Annotated in this window: 16 protein-coding genes; 6 read left to right on the top strand and 10 right to left on the bottom strand. The window is 48.9% G+C overall.

Annotated elements, in window-relative coordinates; genetic code table 11:
• Positions 1 to 228: 228 nt before the first annotated feature.
• The 3 genes from AC0LWT_RS09570 (at position 229) to AC0LWT_RS09560 (ending at position 2,415) form a co-directional block, all read left to right on the top strand.
• A complete protein-coding gene (locus AC0LWT_RS09570) occupies positions 229 to 942 on the top strand; it encodes a deacylase (RefSeq protein ID WP_474680996.1) in 714 nt (237 codons plus the stop codon).
• 47 nt (positions 943 to 989) lie between these two features.
• Complete coding sequence (locus tag AC0LWT_RS09565; RefSeq protein WP_474680995.1) at positions 990 to 1,730, top strand: YheC/YheD family protein; 741 nt, start codon at positions 990 to 992, stop codon at positions 1,728 to 1,730.
• Positions 1,731 to 2,229: 499 nt separating this feature from the next.
• A complete protein-coding gene (locus AC0LWT_RS09560) occupies positions 2,230 to 2,415 on the top strand; it encodes a helix-turn-helix transcriptional regulator (protein ID WP_474680994.1) in 186 nt (61 codons plus the stop codon).
• Positions 2,416 to 2,500: 85 nt separating this feature from the next.
• On the opposite strand, the gene AC0LWT_RS09555 is transcribed toward AC0LWT_RS09560, so the two are convergent.
• Together AC0LWT_RS09555 and AC0LWT_RS09550 are read right to left on the bottom strand one after the other, a co-directional pair.
• Positions 2,501 to 8,875, bottom strand: coding sequence for an S-layer homology domain-containing protein (locus AC0LWT_RS09555; RefSeq protein WP_474680993.1), 6,375 nt, complete (start codon positions 8,873 to 8,875; stop codon positions 2,501 to 2,503).
• Positions 8,876 to 9,061: 186 nt separating this feature from the next.
• Entirely contained in the window at positions 9,062 to 10,633 is a 1,572-nt protein-coding gene (locus AC0LWT_RS09550; protein WP_474680992.1) for a response regulator transcription factor, read from the bottom strand.
• A 285-nt stretch (positions 10,634 to 10,918) separates the two neighbouring features.
• Here AC0LWT_RS09550 and AC0LWT_RS09545 point away from each other — a divergent pair, with 285 nt between their 5' ends.
• From AC0LWT_RS09545 to AC0LWT_RS09535, 3 genes are all read left to right on the top strand, one after another.
• Positions 10,919 to 11,713 carry a nucleotidyltransferase domain-containing protein gene (locus AC0LWT_RS09545; protein WP_474680991.1) on the top strand — a complete coding sequence of 265 codons (795 nt, stop codon included), beginning with the start codon at positions 10,919 to 10,921 and terminating at the stop codon, positions 11,711 to 11,713.
• A 22-nt stretch (positions 11,714 to 11,735) separates the two neighbouring features.
• Positions 11,736 to 12,710: a hypothetical protein gene (locus AC0LWT_RS09540; RefSeq protein WP_474680990.1), complete on the top strand. Its 975-nt coding sequence runs from the start codon at positions 11,736 to 11,738 to the stop codon at positions 12,708 to 12,710.
• Positions 12,711 to 13,019: 309 nt separating this feature from the next.
• On the top strand, positions 13,020 to 16,295 hold the full coding sequence (locus tag AC0LWT_RS09535; RefSeq protein WP_474680989.1) for an S-layer homology domain-containing protein: 3,276 nt from the start codon (positions 13,020 to 13,022) through the stop codon (positions 16,293 to 16,295).
• A 157-nt stretch (positions 16,296 to 16,452) separates the two neighbouring features.
• Here AC0LWT_RS09535 and AC0LWT_RS09530 read toward each other — a convergent pair whose 3' ends face one another.
• The 8 genes from AC0LWT_RS09530 to AC0LWT_RS09495 all read right to left on the bottom strand — a co-directional run bounded on the left by AC0LWT_RS09530 (position 16,453) and on the right by AC0LWT_RS09495 (position 23,983).
• A complete protein-coding gene (locus AC0LWT_RS09530) occupies positions 16,453 to 17,769 on the bottom strand; it encodes a UDP-glucose dehydrogenase family protein (RefSeq protein WP_474680988.1) in 1,317 nt (438 codons plus the stop codon).
• Positions 17,766 to 18,896, bottom strand: coding sequence for an NAD-dependent epimerase/dehydratase family protein (locus AC0LWT_RS09525; RefSeq protein WP_474680987.1), 1,131 nt, complete (start codon positions 18,894 to 18,896; stop codon positions 17,766 to 17,768). The genes AC0LWT_RS09530 and AC0LWT_RS09525 overlap by 4 nt, the downstream gene beginning before the upstream one ends.
• Positions 18,884 to 19,603 (bottom strand): sugar phosphate nucleotidyltransferase, encoded by a 720-nt coding sequence (locus AC0LWT_RS09520; protein ID WP_474680986.1) that lies wholly within the window; start codon positions 19,601 to 19,603, stop codon positions 18,884 to 18,886. Before AC0LWT_RS09520 ends, AC0LWT_RS09525 begins: the two co-directional genes overlap by 13 nt.
• Before the next feature lie 29 nt (positions 19,604 to 19,632).
• The gene (locus AC0LWT_RS09515; protein ID WP_474680985.1) at positions 19,633 to 20,826 is read right to left on the bottom strand and encodes a radical SAM protein; all 1,194 of its coding nucleotides are present in this window, start codon (positions 20,824 to 20,826) and stop codon (positions 19,633 to 19,635) included.
• 27 nt (positions 20,827 to 20,853) lie between these two features.
• Positions 20,854 to 21,957, bottom strand: coding sequence for a radical SAM/SPASM domain-containing protein (locus tag AC0LWT_RS09510; protein WP_474680984.1), 1,104 nt, complete (start codon positions 21,955 to 21,957; stop codon positions 20,854 to 20,856).
• 1 nt (position 21,958) lies between these two features.
• Complete coding sequence (locus AC0LWT_RS09505; RefSeq protein WP_474680983.1) at positions 21,959 to 23,077, bottom strand: UDP-glucuronosyltransferase; 1,119 nt, start codon at positions 23,075 to 23,077, stop codon at positions 21,959 to 21,961.
• 104 nt (positions 23,078 to 23,181) lie between these two features.
• On the bottom strand, positions 23,182 to 23,388 hold the full coding sequence (locus AC0LWT_RS09500) for a phosphopantetheine-binding protein (RefSeq protein ID WP_474680982.1): 207 nt from the start codon (positions 23,386 to 23,388) through the stop codon (positions 23,182 to 23,184).
• The gene (locus AC0LWT_RS09495) at positions 23,375 to 23,983 is read right to left on the bottom strand and encodes a class I SAM-dependent methyltransferase (protein WP_474680981.1); all 609 of its coding nucleotides are present in this window, start codon (positions 23,981 to 23,983) and stop codon (positions 23,375 to 23,377) included. The genes AC0LWT_RS09500 and AC0LWT_RS09495 overlap by 14 nt, the downstream gene beginning before the upstream one ends.
• Positions 23,984 to 24,344: the final 361 nt, after the last annotated feature.

The following is a 24,344-nucleotide window of genomic DNA, read 5'->3' as shown; positions in this document are numbered from 1 at the left end:
CTGGATATGGATCCCGCGTTGTTATAAAAAGCCGCAATTTATGCGACTTTAAAAGGACAATGTTTGTGTCGTTCGACAATCCATTTTTGCCCGGATCATGATAAGTCTTTCTGCCGCGGCTGGAAGAGATATTTGTATTAATGGAGCGTTTGCTGTTTGTGCTAATGTCCGTTTCGTATGGACGGATCGGAACGTACATTAGTCACTAACTGGGAGGTGACTACTGCAATGCAAATATCGAAACTTCTTTTAGCAAAAGGGACTAAGTTCGAAACACCTTATTACATTATCAAGGGGAACACTGTGAGAAAAACAGTAATGATAACGGCGGGGATTCATGGGGATGAAACAGCAAACGTACTCGCGGCTAATAAACTGGTGGATTTACTACGGAAGAACATCCTCCATATCGACAAAGGAATGTTGATTATCGTTCCAATCGTCAATCAGATCGCCTATAAGAAACGTATCAGAGGTACTCCCGATTTGAATCGGACTTTCCCACGTAAACCTAACGTTGCAGCAAATCACCCGCTAACGGCCGCACTATTTCGGTTAGCGAAGCAATTTCAACCTGAATGGTACGTTGATCTGCACGAAGCCAGAGGTTTCTCAAAATTAGACCCAAGCGTATTAGGGCAGACATTGCTTACGAATCCAAATAGTGAAGCAATACCATTAATTAGACGCCTTACAAATCATATGAACCGTTCTATTTCTAATAAATCAAGGCAATTTTCAATTCGTATACGTTCTTTACCTGGGTCTGGCCGTACCGCTGCGTATCGCTTACTAAAATCAAACTCCATCACTGTGGAGACAAGCTGCAGTTTACCTAAAGCAGTTCGAGTAATGTACCAGATGAAGGTATTACGTTATCTTTTGAATAAGACTGGTTTAATCAATAAAAAACAAAGACGACATACCTCGGCAATAGTTTAAGCATCGGTCTTGGGTGAGAAATATGATCAGTTTAGGAGGAAGATCGTGTGAAAAAGGTAAAATATAAAATGGGTAAATTAGGAAAGTACAATTTCATGAAGAAATATAAAATGATACGCAAATTCTTGCCAAACACTCGAAAAGCAACTTTGTCTAACATTAAAATAATGCTGAGATTGTATGGATCAGTTTACCTAAAACCTGATGAGGGAACAGGCGGTCATGGGATATATAAATTAACTAAGGAAAAAAATAACTTTATTTTACGCACCGGATCGAATGTTCGTAATTTTAACTCATTGAATGTCTTATTTGATTCGATTCAAAGGAATCTAATTAGAGATAAATATATTGTTCAAGAAGGAATTGTATTGTTAAAACACAATAATCGTCCGTTCGATATCAGAGTTATGGTGCAAAAGAATGAAAAAGGAATATTAGATGTGACTGGGATTATTGGAAGACAATCGAAGCGTAATAAAATAGTAACAAATTATCATTCTGGTGGAACTCCCTTACCTATAGATACCTTGCTCAAGTCACATCTGAATGACGAATCAAGGAAACAGTACATTCAAATAATTGAGAGATTAGGGAAAGATGCAAGCACTGTCCTTCGTAAAAGTTATAGAAGTAAACGAGCATTCGGAGTTGATATAGCAATTGATTATAAATTGTATCCCTGGGTCTTGGAGATTAATACAGAGCCTGATATGAGCATCTTTAACACTTTGAAGAACAAAACGATGTACAAACGGATTCTAAGATACTCAAAAATAAAAGGATGAGCAGTAAGTTGGAACACCGTTCTCAATCCGGCGGCCCTCGTAAAATAAGCTTTGGACTGATCCTAAAAAAGAAGCAGCGGCCTATATAACAATACTTTCCTGTCTTTAGTTCACTTTCAATTACCGAGCAGTGTTGTGTCGATCAAATAAAAGTGGCCCTAGGAAGATTACTCCCGGGGCCCATTTCGTATTTAACTCTTGTTTGGATGAGTACATAGTGCACTTGTGGCAATTTTAGGATTAACATAAGATATCGAATACATATGCAACTTGTTATCTCTCCATTCAATATATAAATAAGCCCCAATTTTCTTGTTAAGCGCTTGTACGCTTAGAAGAGGATTTCTCGGGGTATGATCTTCACTCGCTCTCCTTGCTTGAATATGCCGTAACAAACATTGCCGAAGAAGTGTTTCAAGACGTATTTGAATTATGGCACTGCAAGTCCCGTTTATTCGTTCCCCGATAGTATCGCTGAACTGTATCAGCGCTCCGTGGCATGGAAAAAGCGGCCTATTTGCTCAAAAGCACCGATCTCAAAATTTCCGACATTAGCTCCAAGCTGGGCTTTCTGGCTCCGCCTCATTTCATCAAGATCTTTAAAAGCACTATGGATGCACACCGCAAGAATATCGATTCGATTCGTGAACCTAAAGCATCCGCCTCACGGCGGATGCTTTTCTAAGGCTGATCTAAAAAACTCGGGCCACTTCGTTCAATGCGTTCGATTTCCAGCTATCGATTTTTCTCCTCCCAATCCATATCGCCGTTTATTGATCGGCGGTAATCATGCCGTAATAACGCGCCATCCAATACGGAGCATTAAAGGCGTTCCCGTAATCCCAGGTGTTTTCATTGCCGCCGTCGTCAATCGCGAACATGCTGTCGCCGGGTCTCGTGAGCGGGCGTTCGTCAGGGGAAACCGCGATTTTCCTTGTCGGGTCGCCTTTCATCGCCGTTTGCACATGCCGGCCTTCCTGTCTTCTCGTTCTTACGACGAACAGATCGCCTTCTTTGACCGCCTGCTTGACGTATTGCCCCGTCGCCGGGTCGTATACGATCCCGTTGGCCGCTGGAACGCCGGCATCAGTGAGCAATCCGCCCCCGGAAGTCTTGTTGTTGTACCCGTCGTCGGCATTGACGATCGCTTTTGTCACGAACCACGAAATATCTTTGCGGCCGGTAAGATTGACGTAATAATCCGTCCGGTCGATCGGCGTCCGTTTCAGCACCCATGCCGCCTTGTTCAGGTCGACGACTCGCCGGTCGGGATAAGCAAGCTGGTAAATGTAATCCCACAGCGGCTCATCTTCATATTGCATGTTGGACTTATACCAGTTGTCGAGTCCGGCGCGGATCATGACGGCGATGTCGTCGTCGCCCGCCTTCTCCGGAATCGCGATCAGATTGTAGAAGGTGAACATCGCCTGCCGTTCGTCCGAATAATTGTACCAGGTGAACGGAGACGGGTCGCGATCCCTTCGGCTGGCATAATAGTAGCTCGCCCAACGTTGATTGAGCCGCTGCATGTAGCCTTGGGCAACCCCGTTTTGCGGAGGCATATTGACGCCTTTAAGCGCTTCGGCCCCGGCAAGCGGTCCAGTTCCTTTAATGCCGGCGACTACGTCGTTATAAGCATCCACGTTTTCAAATACGGACGGATAAATGTAATCCCTTGCCACCTTGCGGTATTCGTTCAGGAACATGTCGTTGCCCGAGACGTATGCCGCCGTCTTGAAGATGGTCATCAGCTCCGCCGCCCGCAGCGCCGTATCTTCACCGGCGTCTTCGGTCCGGCCGAACACATCGCCGGTGTATTTGCCATGTACGGTCGGCTGCCCGGTAATATCGGTAATCGTGTAGCCGTTGTTGATGATATGCCGAGCGAACTCTCCCGCCGCATTCGCGATCAGCCGGCCCAGCTCGTTATCCGCATTCGGTCCGGTACAGAGCGTATCGTAAGCGATTTTGTACAAATACATATGCCCGAGAATTTCGTCGGCGCTTGTATCGCCTTTGTAATACAAGTCCTTCTCGGTTGCGCCGAGATCGGTAAACAGCTTGGAAAGCCTGGCGGGAATGTCGCTTGCGGAATTGACGACCGATCCCGCGAATTCGCCCCAGCCTTTTTTCCGGACGTCATCGTTCCCTGTATTAGTTGGGTCTGCGAACGAATCGGTCGTATTGTAGGAATAGCTTTTGCCATCCACCGTCAAACCTTTTTTATAAAAGATGCCGTTCCAGCTGTCATGCTTGTCGAAGCCCGATTTGTCGATACCCATCGTCCGGCTGATAAAGCCCTGGATCGTCCGTTTTTCAGTCGCCGCCGGCCCCGAGTACACATAATCGTCCGGATTATTTTTGCGGCCCCCGGCTTTTAGATAGGAGTAGCTCATCGAACCGACATCCATCGTGCTGTACGGCAGCATTCTGACCTTGGCTTCGATCTGCCCCGCGCGTCCAGTGACGTACATAAGCATTAGATCGGCTTCCACGGATCTTGTCGCCCTTGCGCGCGCCTGTTGGGCCTGAACGCTGTTCGGATTTTTCGCTTCCTCTACTGCGGTGCGGAACAATTCGCCGGCGATGGCGTCGGCCGTCCACAACCCGTCATTATCGGTTTCATACCCTCGGCGGTTCCCCGGCGCGCCGCTGCCTTCGGAGAGGAACGGCAAGGCGATTTGGCCGTCCGGACCGCGACGCAAGTTATTGGCTTCCAGATTGTCGCTCATGATCTGGGCTTTTTTCTCATAGCCCATCCCGATCATCTCGATATGGGAAACGCCACTGACTGTTACCGCCCAAATCCCGTTATTGCTATCGGGAGCGATAAATTGAACGTCGTCGTCGGGCAAATAACGGTGCGTCGCGAACAATTGCACGACGTCGCGCGAATATGTTTCGCCGAGGTTGATGCGCACGACGCCTTTATTTGTAGCGAGCCATGTCGTATAGGTCACGTCCGTGACGCTGAATTTGACGTCTGCGGCATCAACCGGAAGGATTTCCCCGGGAAGATTCCCGTTTAATGCCGGGATCGATCGATCCGTCGGCGCCTGGATGGTGCCGTTAATATAATCCTTCACTTCCTGCGGCAGTGCGGAATCTGTTTTTGCATACTTGCTCACGATCTTTTGCAGCACTGTGTTTACGACCGCAGGCGCAATATTTTCCGGACTGACCTTTTGCGCCGTTGTCGGCCTTTTTGTAATATCGATAGGGTCCAAAGGTTCGAACTTAGCCGGATCCGGATCTACGATCACCCTTGTCCTTACCGTCACGCCGTCGACGGTTGCGGAAACGACCGTATTGCCGACCATCTTTGCAGTTACTGTACCATTCGCGTCAACCGTCGCCACTTCCGGCGACAACGAGCTCCAATTCGTGGCCGTTTTGCCCGGTGCCATGATGGAGGCAAGGTCAGCCGTATTATGGATGCCGGCGTTCAGCGTCAGCTTAACGTTATAGTTGGCCACGATCACGTTCGCTGTGTCGCTTTCGTTGCCGGCGGTCACGCGTACGGTCTCGACGCCGGGAGCCAGCGCTTTGATGGCGCGCCTGCTGCCGTGGTCGTCATCTTCCTTGATGACGCCGTTCTGCGGTATGCTCCAATTCGCCTCGGCGCCGAGCGGCGCTTTGACGTCCATCCAGGCGATTTCGTCCTTGAACAGAACGATGTCGTGTCCGCCTACGATTTTAACCGTTCCGTGGTATTGATCGTAGTTCTCGGCGACTTCTTCGGCACTCAGTGCACGCGAATACATTTTGACGCGGTTGATCGCGCCTTCGAACAGATGGATCACATCGCCGTAGCCTTCAACGTCGCCGCCGAGGATCAAATCGTTCGTTTCGTTGATTGGGAGCTTACCACTCGTTGTGTTGCTGCCGTCCAAAACGCCGTTCACGTACAGCTTGATGGAACCGCCGGCATACCCGTCTGCTGCGTCTCCGTCATACACGGCGGTGAGATAAAACACTTTTCCCTTCACGTCCGCGATGACGTCCGATTCGGCCGGATCGTTCGAATTTTGTGTGTCGAACACGAACTTCTGGTCTTTGGCGGAGTAATAGAGATAATAGCCGCCGTTCTCGTAGGTGCCGAGAATATGGTACTCATCCTTCGACAAATCGCTGTCCGGCGAAATATAGAAAGCCGCTTCGATCGTCATCGCGTCCTGCTTGAACAGGCTGCTGTTATATTTCACCCGTGCGACCGAGCTCGGCAGCCCGCGGCTTCCCGCTCCGTCAAGGACCAGCGCTTGCTTGCCAAATTTGGCATCCTGCAACACCTTGGCGTTGTGCTCAAGAACGGCATCGTTCCCGTTGATGGAGCCGTCCTTCACGATATTGCCCGCTGCGTTCGTGAAATCCATGTCCAAAATATCCGCCTGCCGCGGATCGTATCCGGCCGGAGCCGCTGCAGTCCGGAAAGCTGCGGAGATCGGCTGCGACGGTTTGCCGAAGGCGTCGACGGCTCGGATCGACACGCTGTACTCCGTATTCGGCGTTAAACCTTTAGCCGCAAAAGTATGAGCGGAAGCCTCGACGAACGGCGAGATCACTAACGGCGCGCCGATCAGCTTGTCGTTCGCGTATATTTCGTAATGATCCACGCGCGTATCGTCCAGAGCTTTAGGCCATTCGAGCAAGGCGGATACTGCGGTGACGGAAGATACCGTCAGCTTGGACCCTGCCGCGAATTCGGGATTCCGGCTATCTGCCGAATAGGCTTTGGCCGAAGCTACCGGATTTTCCAAATCGATCTTGTAAGGCTCTCCGATGATCGCGCCTTGCCGGTCGAGCTCTCTTCGTTCGATAACAATCTTGTCGCCGTACACTTTGACAAGCAATCCTTGCGATAGCTTCTTGTCCAAATAAATATCGCTGTCATTGCTGTATCCGTACGCTTGTACGAAAGAGGTCGCTCCGTCGCCCACGCGGATGAATCCGTCGTCTGCGTTAATCGTATTGGGATGCTCCAGCGTATAGTGCGTATGTCCCGTAAACATCATCGCATTCGGATGCTTCGCCATGATCGTTTTGAATTTGGCGTACTCGGCCGGGTTTTTCCAGCCGGCGCCTTCGCTGCCGTAAGTCGTGTTTCGATACGGATAATGGGTGAAAACAAACACCGGTTTGGTCGGGTCCGCCGCTTTCCCTTGCTCATCCGTGCCGATTTTCTCCTCCAGCCACTTGTACTTGGCGTCGGACATGGTGCTGCGGTCATGATCCATCACGATGAAATGGTAGCCTTTAACCCAAGTATCGAAAAATACGCCCGCGTTTTCGGTATTGCGATCTACGGCTTCCACGTTGTATCCGGCTGTATTCATGCCGGTTTTGTCATAAAACCGTTCCGCCGCTTTATACTTGTCGCCGCCGAATTCTTTGCTGGCGTAATATTCATGGTTACCGGGAACGAGGATCGACTTGGCCGCTTTTTCTTTATTGGCTTCCAGAATGGCCATGGCCTCGTCGTACTGCTCCACTTTCCCGCTGTCCACGAAATCGCCGTTAACGACGACGGCATCATATTGGGCGAGCGTGTTGTACACTTCCAGCGCTTGCTTGAATTTGGCCGCCGCGTCCTGGGAAACATCCTCGATGCCGACATGCGTATCGCTCATGACCGGAAACACAAGCGCGGGAGCAGGATCTGTCGGCGGATTGCCGCCGTTGTTCCCGCCATTGCCATTACCGCCGTTGCCGTTACCTCCGTTGTCGCCTCCATTGCCACCATTACCACCATTACCACCGTTGCCGGTGCTGCTCCCGCCGCCATTGCCGCTGCCGGAGCCTCCGGTCACTTTGCGCGGCTGCTTCTCGAACGTCGTGTTCTTCGCAAGCTCGCTTAACGTCGCTTCGTCGATGGAGCCTTGGCCAAGCACCTTCGCCAGCGAGTCGAGGATCAGCTTGGCGATGCTGGCGTCAGCCGCCACCGTCAGCGTAACCCCCTCCGCTTGCTTCTCGACCGTGAGCCGGGCTGCCGATCCGTTCGCCAATTGAACGGAAATATGCGCCGCAGCAACGGATACGCTATCGAATCGCCCGATCAGCTTCACAGCCGCGTCTTCGGCCACTTGCCCGCCGATGCCGATGCTTACGCCCGCGAACCCGCTGCCGGTCAAGTTCGCAGCTTCCTCCAGCGTGGCCGGGGATTCGACGCTGGCGTTCGCCACGCCTGTCGATCCTTCAACGACAACTCGCACGCTGCCCTTGCCTTTGCGAACGATCAGCTTCGCGAGCGTGCAGTCCGCGAAATGAACGCTGTTCGCGCCGCCGCCCAACACGATCGTATCGCCCTGAACGGTCAGCCGGCTCATATGGACGTCGCCTTCGCCGATCTCCCCGGCAAGAATCAATTTCCCGGTGATCCGCATATTGCGCAGCGTAACGCCTGCCGATCGAACTGTCACGTCGCCACTGACGACCGTGACCCGATCGGCATCCCCGTATACGCCCGGTTGGTCGTACACAGTTTGGGCCGGCTTGTCCGTCGGTTTGGCGGCTGCCATCGCTGCATCCAGCAGCATGACCGCCTCTGCGCGGGTCAGCTTCGCCTGCGGCTTGAAGCTGCCGTCGGCATAACCGGCAATCAGCTTGCTTGCAGCGAGCGCCGCAACCGACGGCTGGCTCCAGCCCGCGATCTTCTTCGCATCTATGAACTTGTCCGCGCCGCCTGCGGCCGCGTTCACGTTCAGATTCAACATCCGCGCGAGCATAACCGCCGCTTCCTCGCGGCTGACGCTGCCGTCAACGCGAATCGTGCCGTCCTCATAGCCGGTCACGTAACCTGCCTTCACCGCTTTTTGCACCTCCGGGTAAGCCCAGTCGGGCGCCGCGATGTCCGGGAAGCCGATCTCGCCCGCTGCGCTGAAGCCGAACGCACGGTTGGCAAGCGCCATCCATTCTGCGCGGGTGACTGTCCGGTCCGGCTCCGCCTTGCCGTCCGGATAACCTTGAAGCAGGTCGCTTCGCAGCCAGCGCTCCATCGTTTCCTTAGCCCAATGCCCTTCAAGATCGGGCGGGGATGCAGAAACAGGCCCGGCGGCATATGTGTTCATACCGGGGACAATCGTGACAAAAACGATGATTGCAGCAAGCCATACCCGCATAACGCGCATGGCAATGATGCCGACACTCATTTGAACTCCTCCTCATTATGTGGTTGATCAATTGCTAGTTCAAATTATAGGCGGGAGGCCGCCGGCGGGAAATGACAGGAAGTGACCGATCGCTTATCTCTTTATGCGGCATTTGCCGGATGGCGGCAGGCTTGCTTCATGAACGAATTGTAAAAAAACGGCCCCGATTTGATCGTTCGCCGCTTTTCATTTATCATGCTTCGCCGTTCGGCCGAGGAACAGCGACGGCGAAGCGCCGCGCACCTTCTTGAACATGCGGGTGAACGAGCTTAAATTCAAATAGCCGAGCTTCTCGGAAATTTCCGTCAAGCTTTTGCCGTTACGCATCATAACAATGGCAAGCTCCGTTTTTTCGAACAAAACGAATTCGGTAAAGCTCATTTGGCTTACTTCGCGGAACAGCCGGCTTAAATACGAACTGTTGAGATGGAAGGTTTCGGCGACCTCCTGAAGCGATATTTCCTGCTGCAAATGGTTTTTAATATATTGCTTGATCAGCACGATAATTTTCGTTTTGTCGTCGACCGAATTCGTCAACTCCAGTTGGCGTTCGGCTCTTTCCATATCGGCGAGCAGCAGTGAGGCGGTTTGATCGAGCTTCTGCGTCGCATACATTTGATCGACCAGGCGATGATCGGCTATCGATTTTCCAGCTGCCAGCTCCTCAGACGCAGACCACATACGAAACAAAAATTCCGTAAACATGTTTTTGACGATGTGGGGATGCAGCCGGTGGGCAAGGAGCAGCGCCTCCTTCAGCTCGTACACCTTGAGCTTGGCTTCGGCAAACTGCAGCGAACCGATCCTTTCGTACAGCTCCCTTCTCGCATGAGACACCGGCTCGGGCAGCGCTTCGCCAAGGGAAATCGCCCCTTCATACAGGCGCCCCTCCCCTTCCGGGTCATAATATTGGTGCTGCAGCAGTTCGGCCGCCCGGCGATCGTGCGTTTGCCATTCGTGCGGGTGAACGAACGGCGCACTCCGGCCAACCGAAAACACGATGCCGGTGTTGGCCTTCACTGCATCCATCCACGCGATCATGTCCGCAGCTGTGAGCCGTTCAGACACGATAAAATGCCACCTGTGCAAGTGCGTCTCTTCCACAATGCCCAGCATGTGCTCCCCATGCTCTTGAACGAGCAGCCGCCCGAGCCTTTGTCCCATGCCGCGAATATCCGCTTCCGACAACCGGATATGGACGTGCGAACGGACGTCGAGCTGCAGGACGCAAGCGATAAAACATTCGTCGTCCGGGACGGTTCGCGCCAATTGCTGCCGGATGCGCGCTGAATCGCGCAGCGATCCGCCAAGCCAGTTCCGGTAGAAGGCTTCGTCGGGCAAAATGGCGGCCTCCGGCGTTTTCGCCTGTTCCTTTGGCACGTCGCGCGCCTGCTTCAAAGCAATATTTTGCAATATATCGCACAGCTCTTTCATATCCAGCGTCGATTTTAAAATAAAATCGCTTACCTGCAGTTGGATCGCTTCGCGCATATATTTCATGTCCTGATGGCAGGTCAGCACGATAAAATGGGTGCCGCTCCGATGCGCTTTCGCAAGACGGATAAACTTCAGCCCATCCATCTTGGGGAGCTCGATGTCGACCAGCACGATGTCGGGCAGATGCAGCTTGAACAATTCGTAAGCTTCCGCGCCGTCCTTCGCCTCGCACACAAGTTCCATGCCAAGCGTCGACCACGGAATCGATTTTTTTAAACCTAGGCGCACCAAAACTTCGTCTTCCGCAATCATCACTTTCATTGCCGTCTTCCTTCTTTCTCGTCATTTATCGTTGTATAGGGAAGGGTGTCCAGCGTCGACCGTCTTGACTCTATTCTAACAAGCGGCGATGGCGACGGCTCGGCGATTGGATTAAAGTTTTTGTAAAGGAGAGCGGCAAAAAGGCTCGCTTTCGCGGCATATACCGGAAAGCAAGCCTTTTTGATGGAAGCATGAAGCTCTTGGCTTATGGCAGAATTGACCATAGTGCAATGCCGACCCTTTTGCTACTTTAGAATCATAACATAGGAAATGGGAGGAATTTCGATGTACGAGCATCATAAACGTGCTTTAAATAATCTGGTTGATACGCTGCGGCAGGATCCTACGATACTGGCCGTAATTACTGCGGGTTCCGTCGCGCAAGGAAAAGCGAAAGAAACATCGGACGTTGACGTTTACTTGGTTGTGACCGATGAATCATACGACGAACGAAAAAAGACTTATAACCTTTCGTATATCAATCATGAGAAAGAAATATGCGATTATCCCGGCGGATACATAGACGGCAAAATAATCAATCTTCGCTTCCTGGAGCTGGCAGCCGAACGCGGCAGCGAACCGACCCGGGCTTCTTTTATCGGATCCAGGGCATGGTTTTCACGTATTCCGGACCTGGATTCGCTTCTCGCCAAAATACCGGTTTTTCCAGAGGCTAATCGGGATAAAAATATCCAGGACTTTTTTGCCCAAATCTTTTTGTATGGCTTTTACTTTGCCGATGAAGCGGTAAAAAAGAGCAACCCCTACTTGCTCGCCCATTCTGCAAGCAATCTTGTGCTGTTTGGCGGCCGAATCATTCTTGCTCACAATCGCATGTTATTCCCATGCCACAAGTCTTTAATGACGGCTGTCGAAAACGCGCCCGAAAAACCGGACAACTTCATCCGACTCGCAGGCGATCTTCTGAGCAATCCGACAGCGGATAAGTGCAAAGGCTTTGCCGCGATGCTGTTTGGTTTCCGGAATCCCGGCTTCCCTCCGGAGCTTTCCACTGCAATCTTCATTGAAAACAATGAATGGAACTGGCTTGACCAGGATCCTCCTTTAAGCGACCGATAATCAAAAAAGGAGGATTCCTGGTATGCTTGTGATTCTGCCGGTCAAGAGCGTCCCGAAAACGGATAAATTCCCAAGCTGTATCGATGATGCAATCGCATCTGTTGCCAAGTGGCTGGGACGCGGAAACCATTGTATGTACGCTAATGTTTGGAGCTTTTCGCTGCGGCGGGAAGCTCCGACAACATCGCTCCTTGAACGAGTCGAATTTCCTAAGCCGAGTCTTGATTACTTAGCCGCCTATCACGGCATTCGGGTTCGATTTTTCAACAGACCCGCTGATGAAAAAGACGAACGCCAATTACTGAATCTTATTAAGCGGCAACTGGCCGCCGGCATGCCACTGCTGGTTGAAATCGATGCCTATCATTGTCCGTGGACGGAGATCTATCGGCAAATGCACGTGCTTCATTCTTGCCTTGTGCTTGGCTATGATAACGTGAAGAATGAACTCACCCTGATGGATGCGTTTTATAAGGGGCATTGCGAACCTTTCTCCTGGAATCTATTTCAGGAAATCTGCCGTGGCTATGCTGTATTCGAATTAACCCCGCGTTCTTCTTCAGCCCAAGATGTGTTTGCGATTCTCAAGGAATCGTTATGCAACGAGGAAGATCTGATGCGATTGCGGCAATCGTTTTATGATTTATGTGAGTTTACTAATCTCTATAAGGAACAGGGCCTGCCCGCTAGCTGCTCAACATTTCCGGATCAATTTATTTTGATGAAATTTCCGCTGTACCGTAGACGATATGCAGCTTTTCTCTTACATCTGCATGATGTTTGCGGCCAATCCCAACTGCTCCATCTGGCTCATCAGATGCTGCTGACAGCCGATCGCTGGGATAAAACTCGACTGCTATGGATCAAGATCGCCCTATCCGGCAATAAGCTGCAGTCCCGTATCCGGCTTACGACCCACATGCTTCAGACAATTGATTTGGAACAAACAACGTTCCGTCAACTGGAGGAATGGGTCGGACAAGCTAGGGATCGCTAAGAACTCGTTTTATGCACCTCCCCTCCTCCCGTTATCAGCAAGTCACGGCGCCGCGATTCCGTTTATCCTCCTCTTTCAATTCATGGCGAATGAAGCCTAATGTTAATATCGAGATATTCCACCTTTGTTTTGCACTATTTCTGACACTCTTCTCGCTCTGTATAATTTTATTGAAAACGAAGATGCGTTTTGTTTTGTACCACGCGCATTTTCGTTGCCTTCACCGATTCGTTATGGAAAGGAGTAACGCTGTTTTGAACATGTAACGGGGGGACACAAAGTACAATAGTCATTACAGGAGAGTGAACAATGAAACGATCTAAACAGCAATTTTCCGGATTGGCCGCTTCTATCTTACTGCTTGCTTCCTATTCGCCTGTTCTAGCAGAAGATGTTCAAACAAATAAGACCTCAGCGGCTGATAGCTTTAGCGACCTCCAAGGATTAGACCCGACAACCAAAGCAAAGTTTTCGGAAATGATTGCTGAGGGTATTTTTGAAGGATTAGAAAATGGAAAATTTGGCGTCGCCGAGAACATGAATCGTGCTCAATTCGCTAAAGTAGCTTCTTTCATTTTCAAATTGAAAGCGGATACAAAATTATCCATCTCCAACTTCACGGACGTACAGAAGGACGACCCTGCAAATGGGTATGCACTACCGTATATTGAAGCGATTGTAAAAGCAGGCATTACACAGGGATATGCACCGGGTCAGTTTAACCCTGGAGGTGTTGTTACCAAAGAACAATTGGCGGCTTTTCTGATTCGCGGCCTCGGGCAGGAGAAGGCGGCGGAGTCGGCAAGCGGTCTTGCAGACGACCCAACCGTCTCTGATTGGGCTAGAGGTTATGTGGCTTTAGCTTTACAAGAAAAGTTAATGACGAATCAGGACAACGGCCGTTTCGAAGGCGGAACGGCAGCTACCCGCAAAGATCTGGTGCTCGCTGCATATGAAACGAAACATTTCAAGAAAGCTTTCGTCGGCTCATATGGAATTACATCCTTACAAGCAACGGATGCAAACGCTTTAACGCTATCCTTAAATGGTGCTGTTACCGACACCGACGCGGTTACCTTATCCGTTTATAAAAATGGAACTGAGCAAAAAAGCGGCTTCAAGGTTACCTGGAACGACGATAAAACCGGCGCGACACTGTTATTTGATCAAAACTTCGACAGCGCTTCGTGGGCGATTCGTTTGGGAGGGCTTCCGAACATCGATGAAACGACCCGTATTGCCAAAGTAGACACGACAGAGGAACGCATCTCGAAAATCGAGTTCTTGTCGGCTGACGACCACCTGCCTCTACTCGCCTCAGGTCAAAAAGCGCGAGTCGATTTCAAAGCTACAAACCAGTATGGTAAAAAAGCTTCGATCCCTGCAAGCAGTTTTAGTATTTTCGTAAACAATGCTGACTTTACCACAGTATCAGGCGAACAAGCTATCTCTATCACCGAAAACACCGGCGTTAAAACAAATGACGGTATTTCAATCATCATATCGGATCGAAATAGCGGAATTACACTATCAAAAACATTTACGGTAGGTTTACAGCCTCTGGCCAGCAAGGTGGAGGTTGGCGAGATCAAGAATGCGTCCGGGGTAAAGCTGGATAACATCGCAGCAAAATCGTCGGCCTATTTGGAAGTCAAAGCGTATGATCAATACGGTCTTCGAATAACGGATAAAGACATTTTATATCAAGGGGTATCTGTGGTCATTGCAGATCCGGATCTGCAGAAGGGTGATGATAACTCGAATGCATTCGTTGACAACGTTGTAGGCGATGATGCCCCGGATGTCAAGCTTACTTCAGTCGCCGATAAAGAGAAAGATATTTCTCTCACTGTCTATGCGAACTATTCCGGTCAATCCGTTTCAAAACAGATCCATGTTAAGACCGCCAGTGTTCCTGCCAAGATTGAGTTTGGAGAATATAAGTATAGCCTGGCAGTCGGCGATAAAGAAAGAAATGATGATACCGCGGATGCCAATTTATTTGTGCCGATTGTCGTTAAGGACTGGCAGGGAAATCCTCTGTCTGCAGATGATATCATCAATAACGCCGATAAATTTATGATCCTTGGAACCGGCGGCATCTTGCTTGATGACAATCCGTTGAAAGCTGCCAATTCAATTGCTACAAGCGGAATCAATCGGGGCCAAATCGCTATTAAATCCGTCGTTTCGAAAGGCCCGGCTATCATTACAGTATTTTTGAAAGACAAGCCTGACGTAAAAGCGCAGTTCACAACCACGATAGGCGATGAGCGCCGTGCGGATTCCATCAAGTTTTCTTCGCAACCGCAGCCGTACAAATATTTAATGCCTTACTGGGCGACGGATCTCAAACTAAAAGTATACGATCAATATGGCAGTGAAATGAAGTATGATGACGCCAGTAATTATTATGTTCGGATGTCTTTCAAATTTAACAGCGGAAATGCATTCGGCACTTTTTTAGCCAGTAACGAAAAAGACGCAAGCGCAAATGCTTCCTATCAGAATCGGAAATATGTGTTTCAAGCGTTTCCCCAAAGTATGGGGGCTGCATTCGGACCCATTGGAACCGTATCAAACGAAGTGTATCATGATTTTGACATTCATACTGTTTTCGATAAAGGGTTCCGCCTCTATACCGGAGATTCGGGTGAATCCAGCTTTACTTTTAAAGCCGTATTGTATAAATCGGGAACCAACCAAGAGATTAATTCTCTTAGTTCTGTCGAAGAAACCTTTGATCCGAAGCTATCATCGGATTTCATGGGCGGGAATCTCGGTTATATTCCTGTTCCGTTACCTTATAATTATTTATCAACGGTTCTTGCCGCCAAAGATTATTTAGGAGATTCGGTAACCGATGCGACTTATGTTTTAAATCATTACTTACAATTCGCTAAAGAATTGAATATTATCGCTTATAAAGGGGATTATTCGCAACAAGTTTCAACGAATACGTGGACGATTAATAGCGGAGCATCGAGCAACCCCTCTGTGGCTCAAGTCGCCAAAGCAAGTAACGGGCGTTGGTATTTGGTCGGTCTAAAAGAAGGAAAAGCCACGATTCGCGTATCTTTCACAGATGCTAAAGGTGAAGGACGCACAGCGGCTTTCGATATTCAAGTTAAAAACGAAGCGCCGGCAGTGTCTTCAATTGTTCTCGATAAATCAAGAATATTCAATATTTCCAGATCGGATTTGAGCACCGGCTTATATGTATGGGATGCTAAACTTGTGAACAAAATCACCGTTACGGATCAATATTTTGATACTGTTAAAGCATTTCACGCTCCTGGGTCGCTGGACGAAGAATGGAATCCGACCGACAATTGGTTGGTCCAAGATCCCGGCGCAACCGGCACAAGCCAGAACGGCAATGATCTGTTGAATCTTATGTTCGCAATAGACAGGATCACCTACGGTTCTCCTGCTGCCGGAACACCTGATTCTGTAAGCGTTGATCCACTGAGAGGATTTATTAAGTATAGCTCCAATGGTGGGACCCCTATTTCAAGCTTCCGAGTAAAAGTTATAGCGCCTAATGGTATATCGTCGTCGTTTGATGTCATCCTGCAGCCTTAATTATGATTCACATATAATAGATATGTCAAATAGTCCCCATAAAAGGGGACTATTTGTATGTTATACTACAAATAGACGATTAATCAATTTTTTTTCTCTCAATCCATATGCCATTTATTGATCGGCGGTAATCAAACCGTAATAACTACGCGCATCCTTACGAGAATTTTACCGCTTGTTTCTCTTCTATACAGTTTCCGCGACCCGCTAACATATATCGCGCATCGATTAGACGTTCTTTTTGAAATAAGTCATCGATGGCGCGAAACTCTTCCCATGCTGTTGCAACGACAAGAATATCGCTTGATATTGCGATCTCCTCCAATGAATCCATTATCCTAATAGGAAATGAATACTGTTCGGAAAAAGATTTCATGGCAAGGGGGTCATAAGCGGCAATGTTGACACAACCATGAGACAGAAGCAATTGAATCATGCGAGCCGAAGGTGAATGTCGAACATCATCGCTTCCGGGCTTGAAGGCAAGACCTAGAATACCGATTTGCTTGTCGCGATCGCCTATACCGGCCAGAATCCGTTCGACGAACCTCTCCATGATATCATGATTAATATCTATCACAGCGTTCAGCAGCTTGGGATTGTATCCATACTCTTCCGCTACTCGCTTGAAGGCCATGGTATCTTTAGGCAAACAATATCCGCCGAATCCGCAGCCGGGGTATACGTATTTGCTCATGTCTGCCGGGAATCCGGACCACCTGCGATCCATATGAAGCAGGTTAAATGCGGCAGGCACCTCAATATCGCCAATTTGCTCCGCGATCATCGCCGCTTCATTTGCGTAGCTGATCATGGTGGCAAGCAGCGTGTTTGAAGCGAACTTCACAAATTCTGCAGTTGTTGGCGAAATGCGACAATAGGACGCTTTAAATGGCCTGTATGCCTCTTCAAGCAACGATCCGATTGTATCGTCGGCTTCACCCGCCACTATACGATCAGGAAACATGAAATCGTTCCATGCACTGCCCTCCCTTAGAAACTCGGGATTGTACGCCAAACCGACCTGCTTCCCGAGCTCAAATCCTTCAGCATGTATGGTTGGAATCAATAAGTCTCGCATTGTGCCCGGAGGAACGGTTGATTTCACGACAATTCCATAAAACTTGTCCCTGTGCAGGCAATGAAGAATATTAAGTAGTGCTCGATTGAGACTTGATAGATTCAGTTGTCCGCTCTCATCGGCGGGAGTTCCGACACAAAGAAATATCAACTCGGCATGGTTGACTGCTTGCTTAAGCGTTTCTTGCACAAAAAATTTCTGATCAAGCTGACGTTGCAGCGCTTTTTCCAAACCTGGTTCGTAAAAAGGTACCTGACCTGAACGATAGCACGCACGTTTGGCGGCGTCCTGATCAAATCCCCAAACGCGCATGCCTTTTTCCGCAAATCCGAGCGCAGCGGTTAATCCGACAAATCCGAGACCGATTACCGCCACACCTGCAGGCTTTTTCATGCCTTCACCCCGTTAAAAGTTAAATATCGTCGAATCCCTTCTTTCAACCCGATTTCCGGCTGAAATCCGAGCAGTTGTTTCGCTTTCTGAATATTCGGGCAACGCCTCTCGGGATTATGGGTCAAATAGTTATAATCCTCCGGACTGCAATAAAGGATCGACGTCCTTTTTCCGGTTAGCTCGCGGGCGCATTCTGCAAACAAAGCTGCCGTATCCGACACGCTGATTTCCGGTGCGTCCGAACCGATATTAAAAATATCAAAACGGTCATGAGTCAATACAAGCAAATATCCGACTATCGCATCCGCAATATATAAATAAGTACGTGTCGGCAAACCGCTTGAGTAAATTTCAATATCCGTACCTTTAACTATAGCTTTTGCAAAATCGGAAGTGATTCGTCGGTCATTCAAATCCAGACCGGGACCGAAATTATTAAAAGGCCGTACGATCCGAATCGGCAGCCGGTACAGCTCATGGTAGATATAGCACAATGTCTCGCCAAGCCGCTTGGATTCATCGTAGCAAGCCCTGGGTCCGGTAGTGGGTACATTGCCGTTATAAGTCTCCGGCGTTGGGATGGCATTGGAATCGGGGTTCCCGTACACCTCACTGCTGGAGAAAAATAAAATGCCTTCAGGATTTCCCGAACGGCACTCATCGAACAGCCGTTTGAGTCCGATTACATTCGCCTCCAGCGTCTCCAGGGGGAAGCGCCGGTAATGAGTTGGAGAAGCAATGGAAGCCAAATGAAAGAGAAAATCCGCTTCCTTTACGTATGGCTCGAATGAATCTTTCGTCACATCAAAATCACAGACTTTTAACGGTGGCCATCCCCCATTCTCTAAATCGAGCAGCCATTTCGGCTTCCCTCTTGTAAAGCTGTCAAGTATATAGATTTGATGAATCGGATCGGCATTATTTGATAGATACAGCAAGAACAAAGTCAGATAATATCCGATAAATCCGCCGCCACCGGTAATGACAATCGTTTTTTTCGCAAACCTTTCCGGCTTGCCGAACTTTTTCAGCATATAGATCATATCTTCTCGGATCACTTCATTTTCCCAAGGTAGGCTTTGTACATGCTTCTGTTGCTCGGATAGCAGTCCTTTCATACCTTCCATGGAGCCTCACCTCTCTCCCAAAGCCTTTCAAGCTCGCGCTTGTCATGTATCGTATCCATACAGGCCCAGAAACCCTCATGCCGGTAAGCCATCAATTGTCCCATCGCGCTTAAGTTCTCAAGAACTTCTCGCTCCAGTTCTGTCTCGTCACCATCGATGAAATTCAGGACCTCCGGTTCGAACACGAAAAAACCGCCATTGACCCATTCATCCTGCGCGTGAACTTTCTCACGAAAAGAAGTGACAACACCGTTTACGCACCGCATCATCCCAAATCTTGCTTTCGGTCGAACCGCCGTCACCGTTGCAAGTTTTCCATGACTTTGATGAAACCTCAACAAAGCGTTTATATCAATGTTTCCCAACCCGTCGCCATATGTGACCATGAATGCCTGATTATCAATACTGCGACTTACTCTTCCCAAACGGCCACCCGTCATGGTATCGCTTCCCGTGTCGACCAGTTCTATCTTCGCTTCATTTAGACTATGCCTTGCCTTCTTCTCGCCGTCGGCGAAGAAAGCTTGAAAATAGTCGGCTCTATAACCAAGAGTCAACATAAAATCATTGAATCCGAAAGAGCGATAAATCTGAAAAATGTGGCACAGAATCGGTATACCGCCAATTTCAATCATCGGTTTGGGCCGGCTATTCGTCTCCTCGGCAAATCGAGTTCCCAAGCCTCCGCATAGAATAACCGTCTTCATTGCGTTTGTTCTCCTTTCACGGATGCCGATCATATGTGTGCAAGCGATGCTGCAGAGCCATGCAAGTAAAGCACATTGCATTTGGAACAAGCCGGGGATAGCTGTTCTCCCAGTGTTCGCCTGATTTTATCATAGGCCTCTGAGTTCCAGATATCATTAAGCGATTGTTCATGCAGATTGCCGACGGAGAACTCCGAGAAAAATTTACAGGCGCTCACGTTACCGTTAGGCATAATGTCGGCTCTTGTACTGAGAGCCAAGCAAGTCGTGGCGCATCGTGAAGTCATGGCATCGCCGCCGATAAACGCTTCGATCTCGTCAAAGTCGAGTCCAGGCTGATAGCGGATGCGGGTATGCCATATTCTATCGTTGATCCGTTTTAAATCATCCATTAATCTTCCTATGTTCTCCGGCTTCATATGATATTTGAAAGCATGCCAGCTGCTTCGCCGGTTCTCCTCAAGCTGCTTCAACCAGTTAAAGTGATCCCGGAAAAAGATATCCATCTCGCTTGTCGTTTCCTGCGAAATGTACCAGGGGAAACAGAGAAGTACAAGGTCGATTCCCTTCTGCTCAAAGAACGCCATCAAATCGTACATTCTTCCGATCATACTGTCGTTGATCACCGAGTGAACCGAGATTTTTCCATGAAACAGACCTTGTTCACGAAGAGCGATTAGACGATCGATCTGATTCATTACTTTTTTGAACGATCCTTTTCCGCGAAGCAGATCGTGCTCTTTCTCAAAGCCCTCAATCGCGATAAGTAATTCGAGATTGGGCGAAATTCGGCATAAGCTTTCTTCGTATTGATCGATCAGGTAGGCGTTGGTACATATGGTTGTTTCCCGGGGGTCCTCCTCCAGAAGCTTAAGAATGTCCGAAATCTTGCGATGAAACAAAGGTTCGCCACCCCATAGATACAGCCTCGACTTGGTCTCGCGGGTTTCCTCCAGCAAGCTGCGAAATATATCGACGTCCATATCCAGATTCTGCTCATCGCGTTCCATATCGTGATGATATCCCGAGTCGTTCCATTGATAGCAGTGCTTGCATCTGAGATTGCAGCGATTGGTCAGTTTAACGGCAATAACCTCCGGCATCACTGTTTTATAACCGGAATCCATCTTTCTCTTGCGATGCGGAACAACCACATTTCGAATCGTTCGTTTCAGAATTTCGAATGATTTGCGATCCATCGCAACTTTGCTGGACGGCTGCATCGCGATCCCTCCTCGTAACATGTTGGGCTAAGCCATCATGGGTTTTTCGTTATAGAATAAGCAACAGCCTTGGCAGATTGGCAGCAGATGCTTTCGCAAATAATTGCGGTACTGGGCATACTTCTCTCCTCTCCAGATTTCATCGATACCCGTTTCATGAACGTTACCCAGCGTCAAATCATAGTAGGCGTGGCACGACGTCACGTCGCCTCTGGCATTGATCTCCGTGCTGATCCATGGGAACGGACATCTTTTCTTCACTTTCGTCATGGAAAACCAGTCGGCGCTGAAATATTTGCGTATGTTATCTTCAGTCATCACTTTAGGATAGGTGTTCAAGTATTTGCCTTCCGCCTGACAATATTCCGCGATTCGGTTGACCTGCCTGGCAATCAAGCCTGCATCAACATCCGCAAAGATCGCCGGGTCGCAGACAAAACCCTTGGCTAACGGAGCTTCCTGCACGCCAAACTCTCTGCGCAATACCCCTGCATAATCATGGTGGTCTTTCTCGGTGATGTACGCTTGAAGTTCGAGACTCATACAATCAAGCATGCTGATATCCAGCGATTCGAAGAAGAACGATTCAAGATATTTGTAATTTGTAGGCGTTATGACCGTGCTGATGCCGATCTGAGGATATTTCGAACCCGCTCGTTCCCTCAAACGCTGCAGCTTCTCGATGCCTCTTAACGCCTTCTGGAAGACTCCTTTGCCTCTTTGCGCATCATTAATATCAGGAGGGCCGTCCAGAGAAATCCATACCCTCTCGGGCGGGCAGGCGACCAACAGTTCGGCATACTTCTCCAGCAAGGTGCCGTTCGTCGGCATGTGCACCTTGCTTCCCGCTTCATGGATGGCCTCCAGTACTTCGTCAATATGCGGATAAAGCAACGGCTCGCCGCCGTATAGCTCATAGTAAGGTTGAACCGGCTTACAGGTGTTGATGATATTCTTCACCACTTCGATATCGAGCTGCCTTAATATTTTTTTCTCCCTGTAAGGTCCGTTTTCTCCCCATTCGTAACACATTTTGCAGCGCAGATTACAGCTTTCCAATAACTGCAGAAACACCCACTTCGGTAAAGATAAATCCATTGAAACAGAAGGTGTGATGACAGAACTTTGCATGCTATCCTCTCCCATCGACCAAAGTCATCCCGCTTGCCATACAGGTTGCGTAATCAGGAATTTGTGCTCTCTTGATTACGAGATTGTGTTGCAGCTTCTGCAGGACGTTCATCTCATATCCACCTTCTCTCCAGCGCTCATACCGAATACCGAACCCCTCTGATTCCCACATGTCCGCGTTTACTTTCTCATGCTGACCGAATGGCTCCAGCAATACCAGCGGGGTCGCCGAGGCTAGCGAGTCAATAAGAGCACCCGCTCCAGGTTTACTGATGACTGCTGTCGACTTGCGAATGACCCCGTACAAACCGTGATAATCCAGGCCGGGAGAATAAACGATGTTACCGGGTTGATCCACGCGTGCAAATGGCGGAAACGTATGCGACCCTCCCTCTTCCCTTATCCAAGCTCGCCAATCCGGATCGTTCATGAAATACCGTCTGCCCGCCGTATCAACGGTGATATCATCAAGGCCATACGCGACTACATCAAGCGAATATCCGGCTTGCTCCAGCTCTTGAATAGATTGGCGGAACGTGCCGATTCCCCAACCTCCTCCGTGAACGACGAGTCGTCCATTACGTTCAGGGAAAGGAACCGGATCAGTAACGTCAACATCGATTCTGAATTTGGTTTTCTTTCCGATTGGATCATAGAGACCAACCTCACGATAACATGCTGCATAATTTGGCATCTGCTTGCGCAGCTGCTTCCAGGAAGGCGATAAATCGGAATCGACGTAAAGCAAATCCGCCACAACGTCGCCGCCTGCCAGTTTACGAAATTCATCAAGGATATGGACCCAGTGGCCAGATAGACAGATGAATCGCTTCCTTCCCTCACGCAACCACCGAACAATCAGGGCTTCCACTTTATTGGAATCGAGACTCTTTCGAATATTCCCCGGAATTTTCTGCGAAGCGATAGCAAAGGCAAAGTTCGCGGCGTAAGCCTTTCGGCTCTCATCCGACATCAGCTTTTTGTCTTCCGTAAGCAGGTTTTCGAACACTTCTACATCTGTAACTTGTCCCAAACGCTTCAGCTTCTGTGCGATCAGCAGACCGGGAATGTAAAAGCCCAACCCGAATCCGGAGCAGAGAATCGTCACTACTTCCGTCATTTGTGCCCTCCTGTCTCATTAACAATAGCTTTCCGCCTTAAAGGTACCGTAATGAACCGAGATTATCATACGCGTTCCAACTGACCCAAATAATGAGTGAAAGCTTAGATCGATTCCAGATGATCGAGGTTAAACGTATCAAAATCAACTTCAACATCAAATTCTTCTTCAATGCGAAGAATAAAGCTAATAATTTGCAGGGAGTCCATTGCTGCGTCGATCATCAAGTCGGAGGAGTTGCTGAGGGTTTGGAGCAGTGTCGGATCTTCCTTGATTTCGGCGATGATTTCAATAATTTTACTGTTCATCATAAATTCCTCCTTTTTTTCTTAGCACTACAATGAGATCCGTTTGAGGAACAAACAAATTATAGTTCGTAATGTGCAGCTGCCTGCAATCAGTCACCGATTCGATCTCCAGATCGGAGGTCATGTTTTCTTCTAAGTGACGAATAAGCGACTCTCTACTGAACCGCCAAATCACCCCGTCGATTGAGGAATTGGCCATATACCCCCTTTCCGCTTGCGACCTGAATTTTGTTACAAGGACAACCGGATCGGCAATGATAATCCGTCCATCATCACGCAGCAATCGGCTGCACTCCCGAAACGCTTTCTTATGGTTTCGAATGTGATGAAAGCTGCGAGCAAAGATAATCACATCGCAGCACTTGTCCTCCAGTGGTACGGTTTTGTCAATATAAGCGTGAACATAGGAATCAAACCGCCCCAATTTAACGCCTAGCTTCAGCGCCCGCAGGTTGGGGTCCATGTTGATCCAGCGAACATAACGATTCGATCGGGCGAACTTGTTCAACAATCCAGTCCCGCAGCCGACTTGAAGGACGTCCCCCCTTAATTCCGGCAAAGCCTTGTAAACATTGCGAGGAATCGGAAAATTTTGCACTAGCATAGCGAGCTCGTAGATCATGGGATAGCGGACTTGAAGCTGGACCAACTTGCTCGTATAAAGCGGGTTGCGTCTAGTTTGCCTTTTGAAATGCCACTTATTCAGATAGTAGACAGGACTTGCCATCGCGAAAAGCACGATGAATATAGCAGTGATCAGACTGATTGACAACCCGCTCGGCGTCTTTCCTGACCCGGCTGCATGAATGAGATTTTCCGCTGTTTTTGCTATGAATCTCCCTCCATTTCCTAGGACTTGCGAGTAACTTATCATATACATAAATTTTTAAATATGGGCATTAATGACATCGTTGTGCTATAGTAAAAACATGAATAGAAGCAGATAGATTATACTAGTT

It is taken from the genome of Paenibacillus sp. sgz302164, assembly GCF_056120505.1.
Note: the sequence above shows the minus strand (reverse complement) of the source record. Positions and strands in the feature narration are given on the sequence as shown.

What these genes read in the sequence shown, in the direction of transcription:
- AC0LWT_RS09570 (WP_474680996.1), top strand. Translation starts at nt 229, where the DNA reads ATGCAAATATCGAAACTTCTTTTAGCAAAAGGGACTAAGTTCGAAACA.
- AC0LWT_RS09560 (WP_474680994.1), top strand. Translation starts at nt 2,230, where the DNA reads ATGGAAAAAGCGGCCTATTTGCTCAAAAGCACCGATCTCAAAATTTCC.
- AC0LWT_RS09555 (WP_474680993.1), bottom strand. Translation starts at nt 8,875, where the DNA reads ATGAGTGTCGGCATCATTGCCATGCGCGTTATGCGGGTATGGCTTGCT.
- AC0LWT_RS09550 (WP_474680992.1), bottom strand. Translation starts at nt 10,633, where the DNA reads ATGAAAGTGATGATTGCGGAAGACGAAGTTTTGGTGCGCCTAGGTTTA.
- AC0LWT_RS09545 (WP_474680991.1), top strand. Translation starts at nt 10,919, where the DNA reads ATGTACGAGCATCATAAACGTGCTTTAAATAATCTGGTTGATACGCTG.
- AC0LWT_RS09540 (WP_474680990.1), top strand. Translation starts at nt 11,736, where the DNA reads ATGCTTGTGATTCTGCCGGTCAAGAGCGTCCCGAAAACGGATAAATTC.
- AC0LWT_RS09535 (WP_474680989.1), top strand. Translation starts at nt 13,020, where the DNA reads ATGAAACGATCTAAACAGCAATTTTCCGGATTGGCCGCTTCTATCTTA.
- AC0LWT_RS09530 (WP_474680988.1), bottom strand. Translation starts at nt 17,769, where the DNA reads ATGAAAAAGCCTGCAGGTGTGGCGGTAATCGGTCTCGGATTTGTCGGA.
- AC0LWT_RS09525 (WP_474680987.1), bottom strand. Translation starts at nt 18,896, where the DNA reads ATGGAAGGTATGAAAGGACTGCTATCCGAGCAACAGAAGCATGTACAA.
- AC0LWT_RS09520 (WP_474680986.1), bottom strand. Translation starts at nt 19,603, where the DNA reads ATGAAGACGGTTATTCTATGCGGAGGCTTGGGAACTCGATTTGCCGAG.
- AC0LWT_RS09515 (WP_474680985.1), bottom strand. Translation starts at nt 20,826, where the DNA reads ATGCAGCCGTCCAGCAAAGTTGCGATGGATCGCAAATCATTCGAAATT.
- AC0LWT_RS09510 (WP_474680984.1), bottom strand. Translation starts at nt 21,957, where the DNA reads ATGCAAAGTTCTGTCATCACACCTTCTGTTTCAATGGATTTATCTTTA.
- AC0LWT_RS09505 (WP_474680983.1), bottom strand. Translation starts at nt 23,077, where the DNA reads ATGACGGAAGTAGTGACGATTCTCTGCTCCGGATTCGGGTTGGGCTTT.
- AC0LWT_RS09500 (WP_474680982.1), bottom strand. Translation starts at nt 23,388, where the DNA reads ATGATGAACAGTAAAATTATTGAAATCATCGCCGAAATCAAGGAAGAT.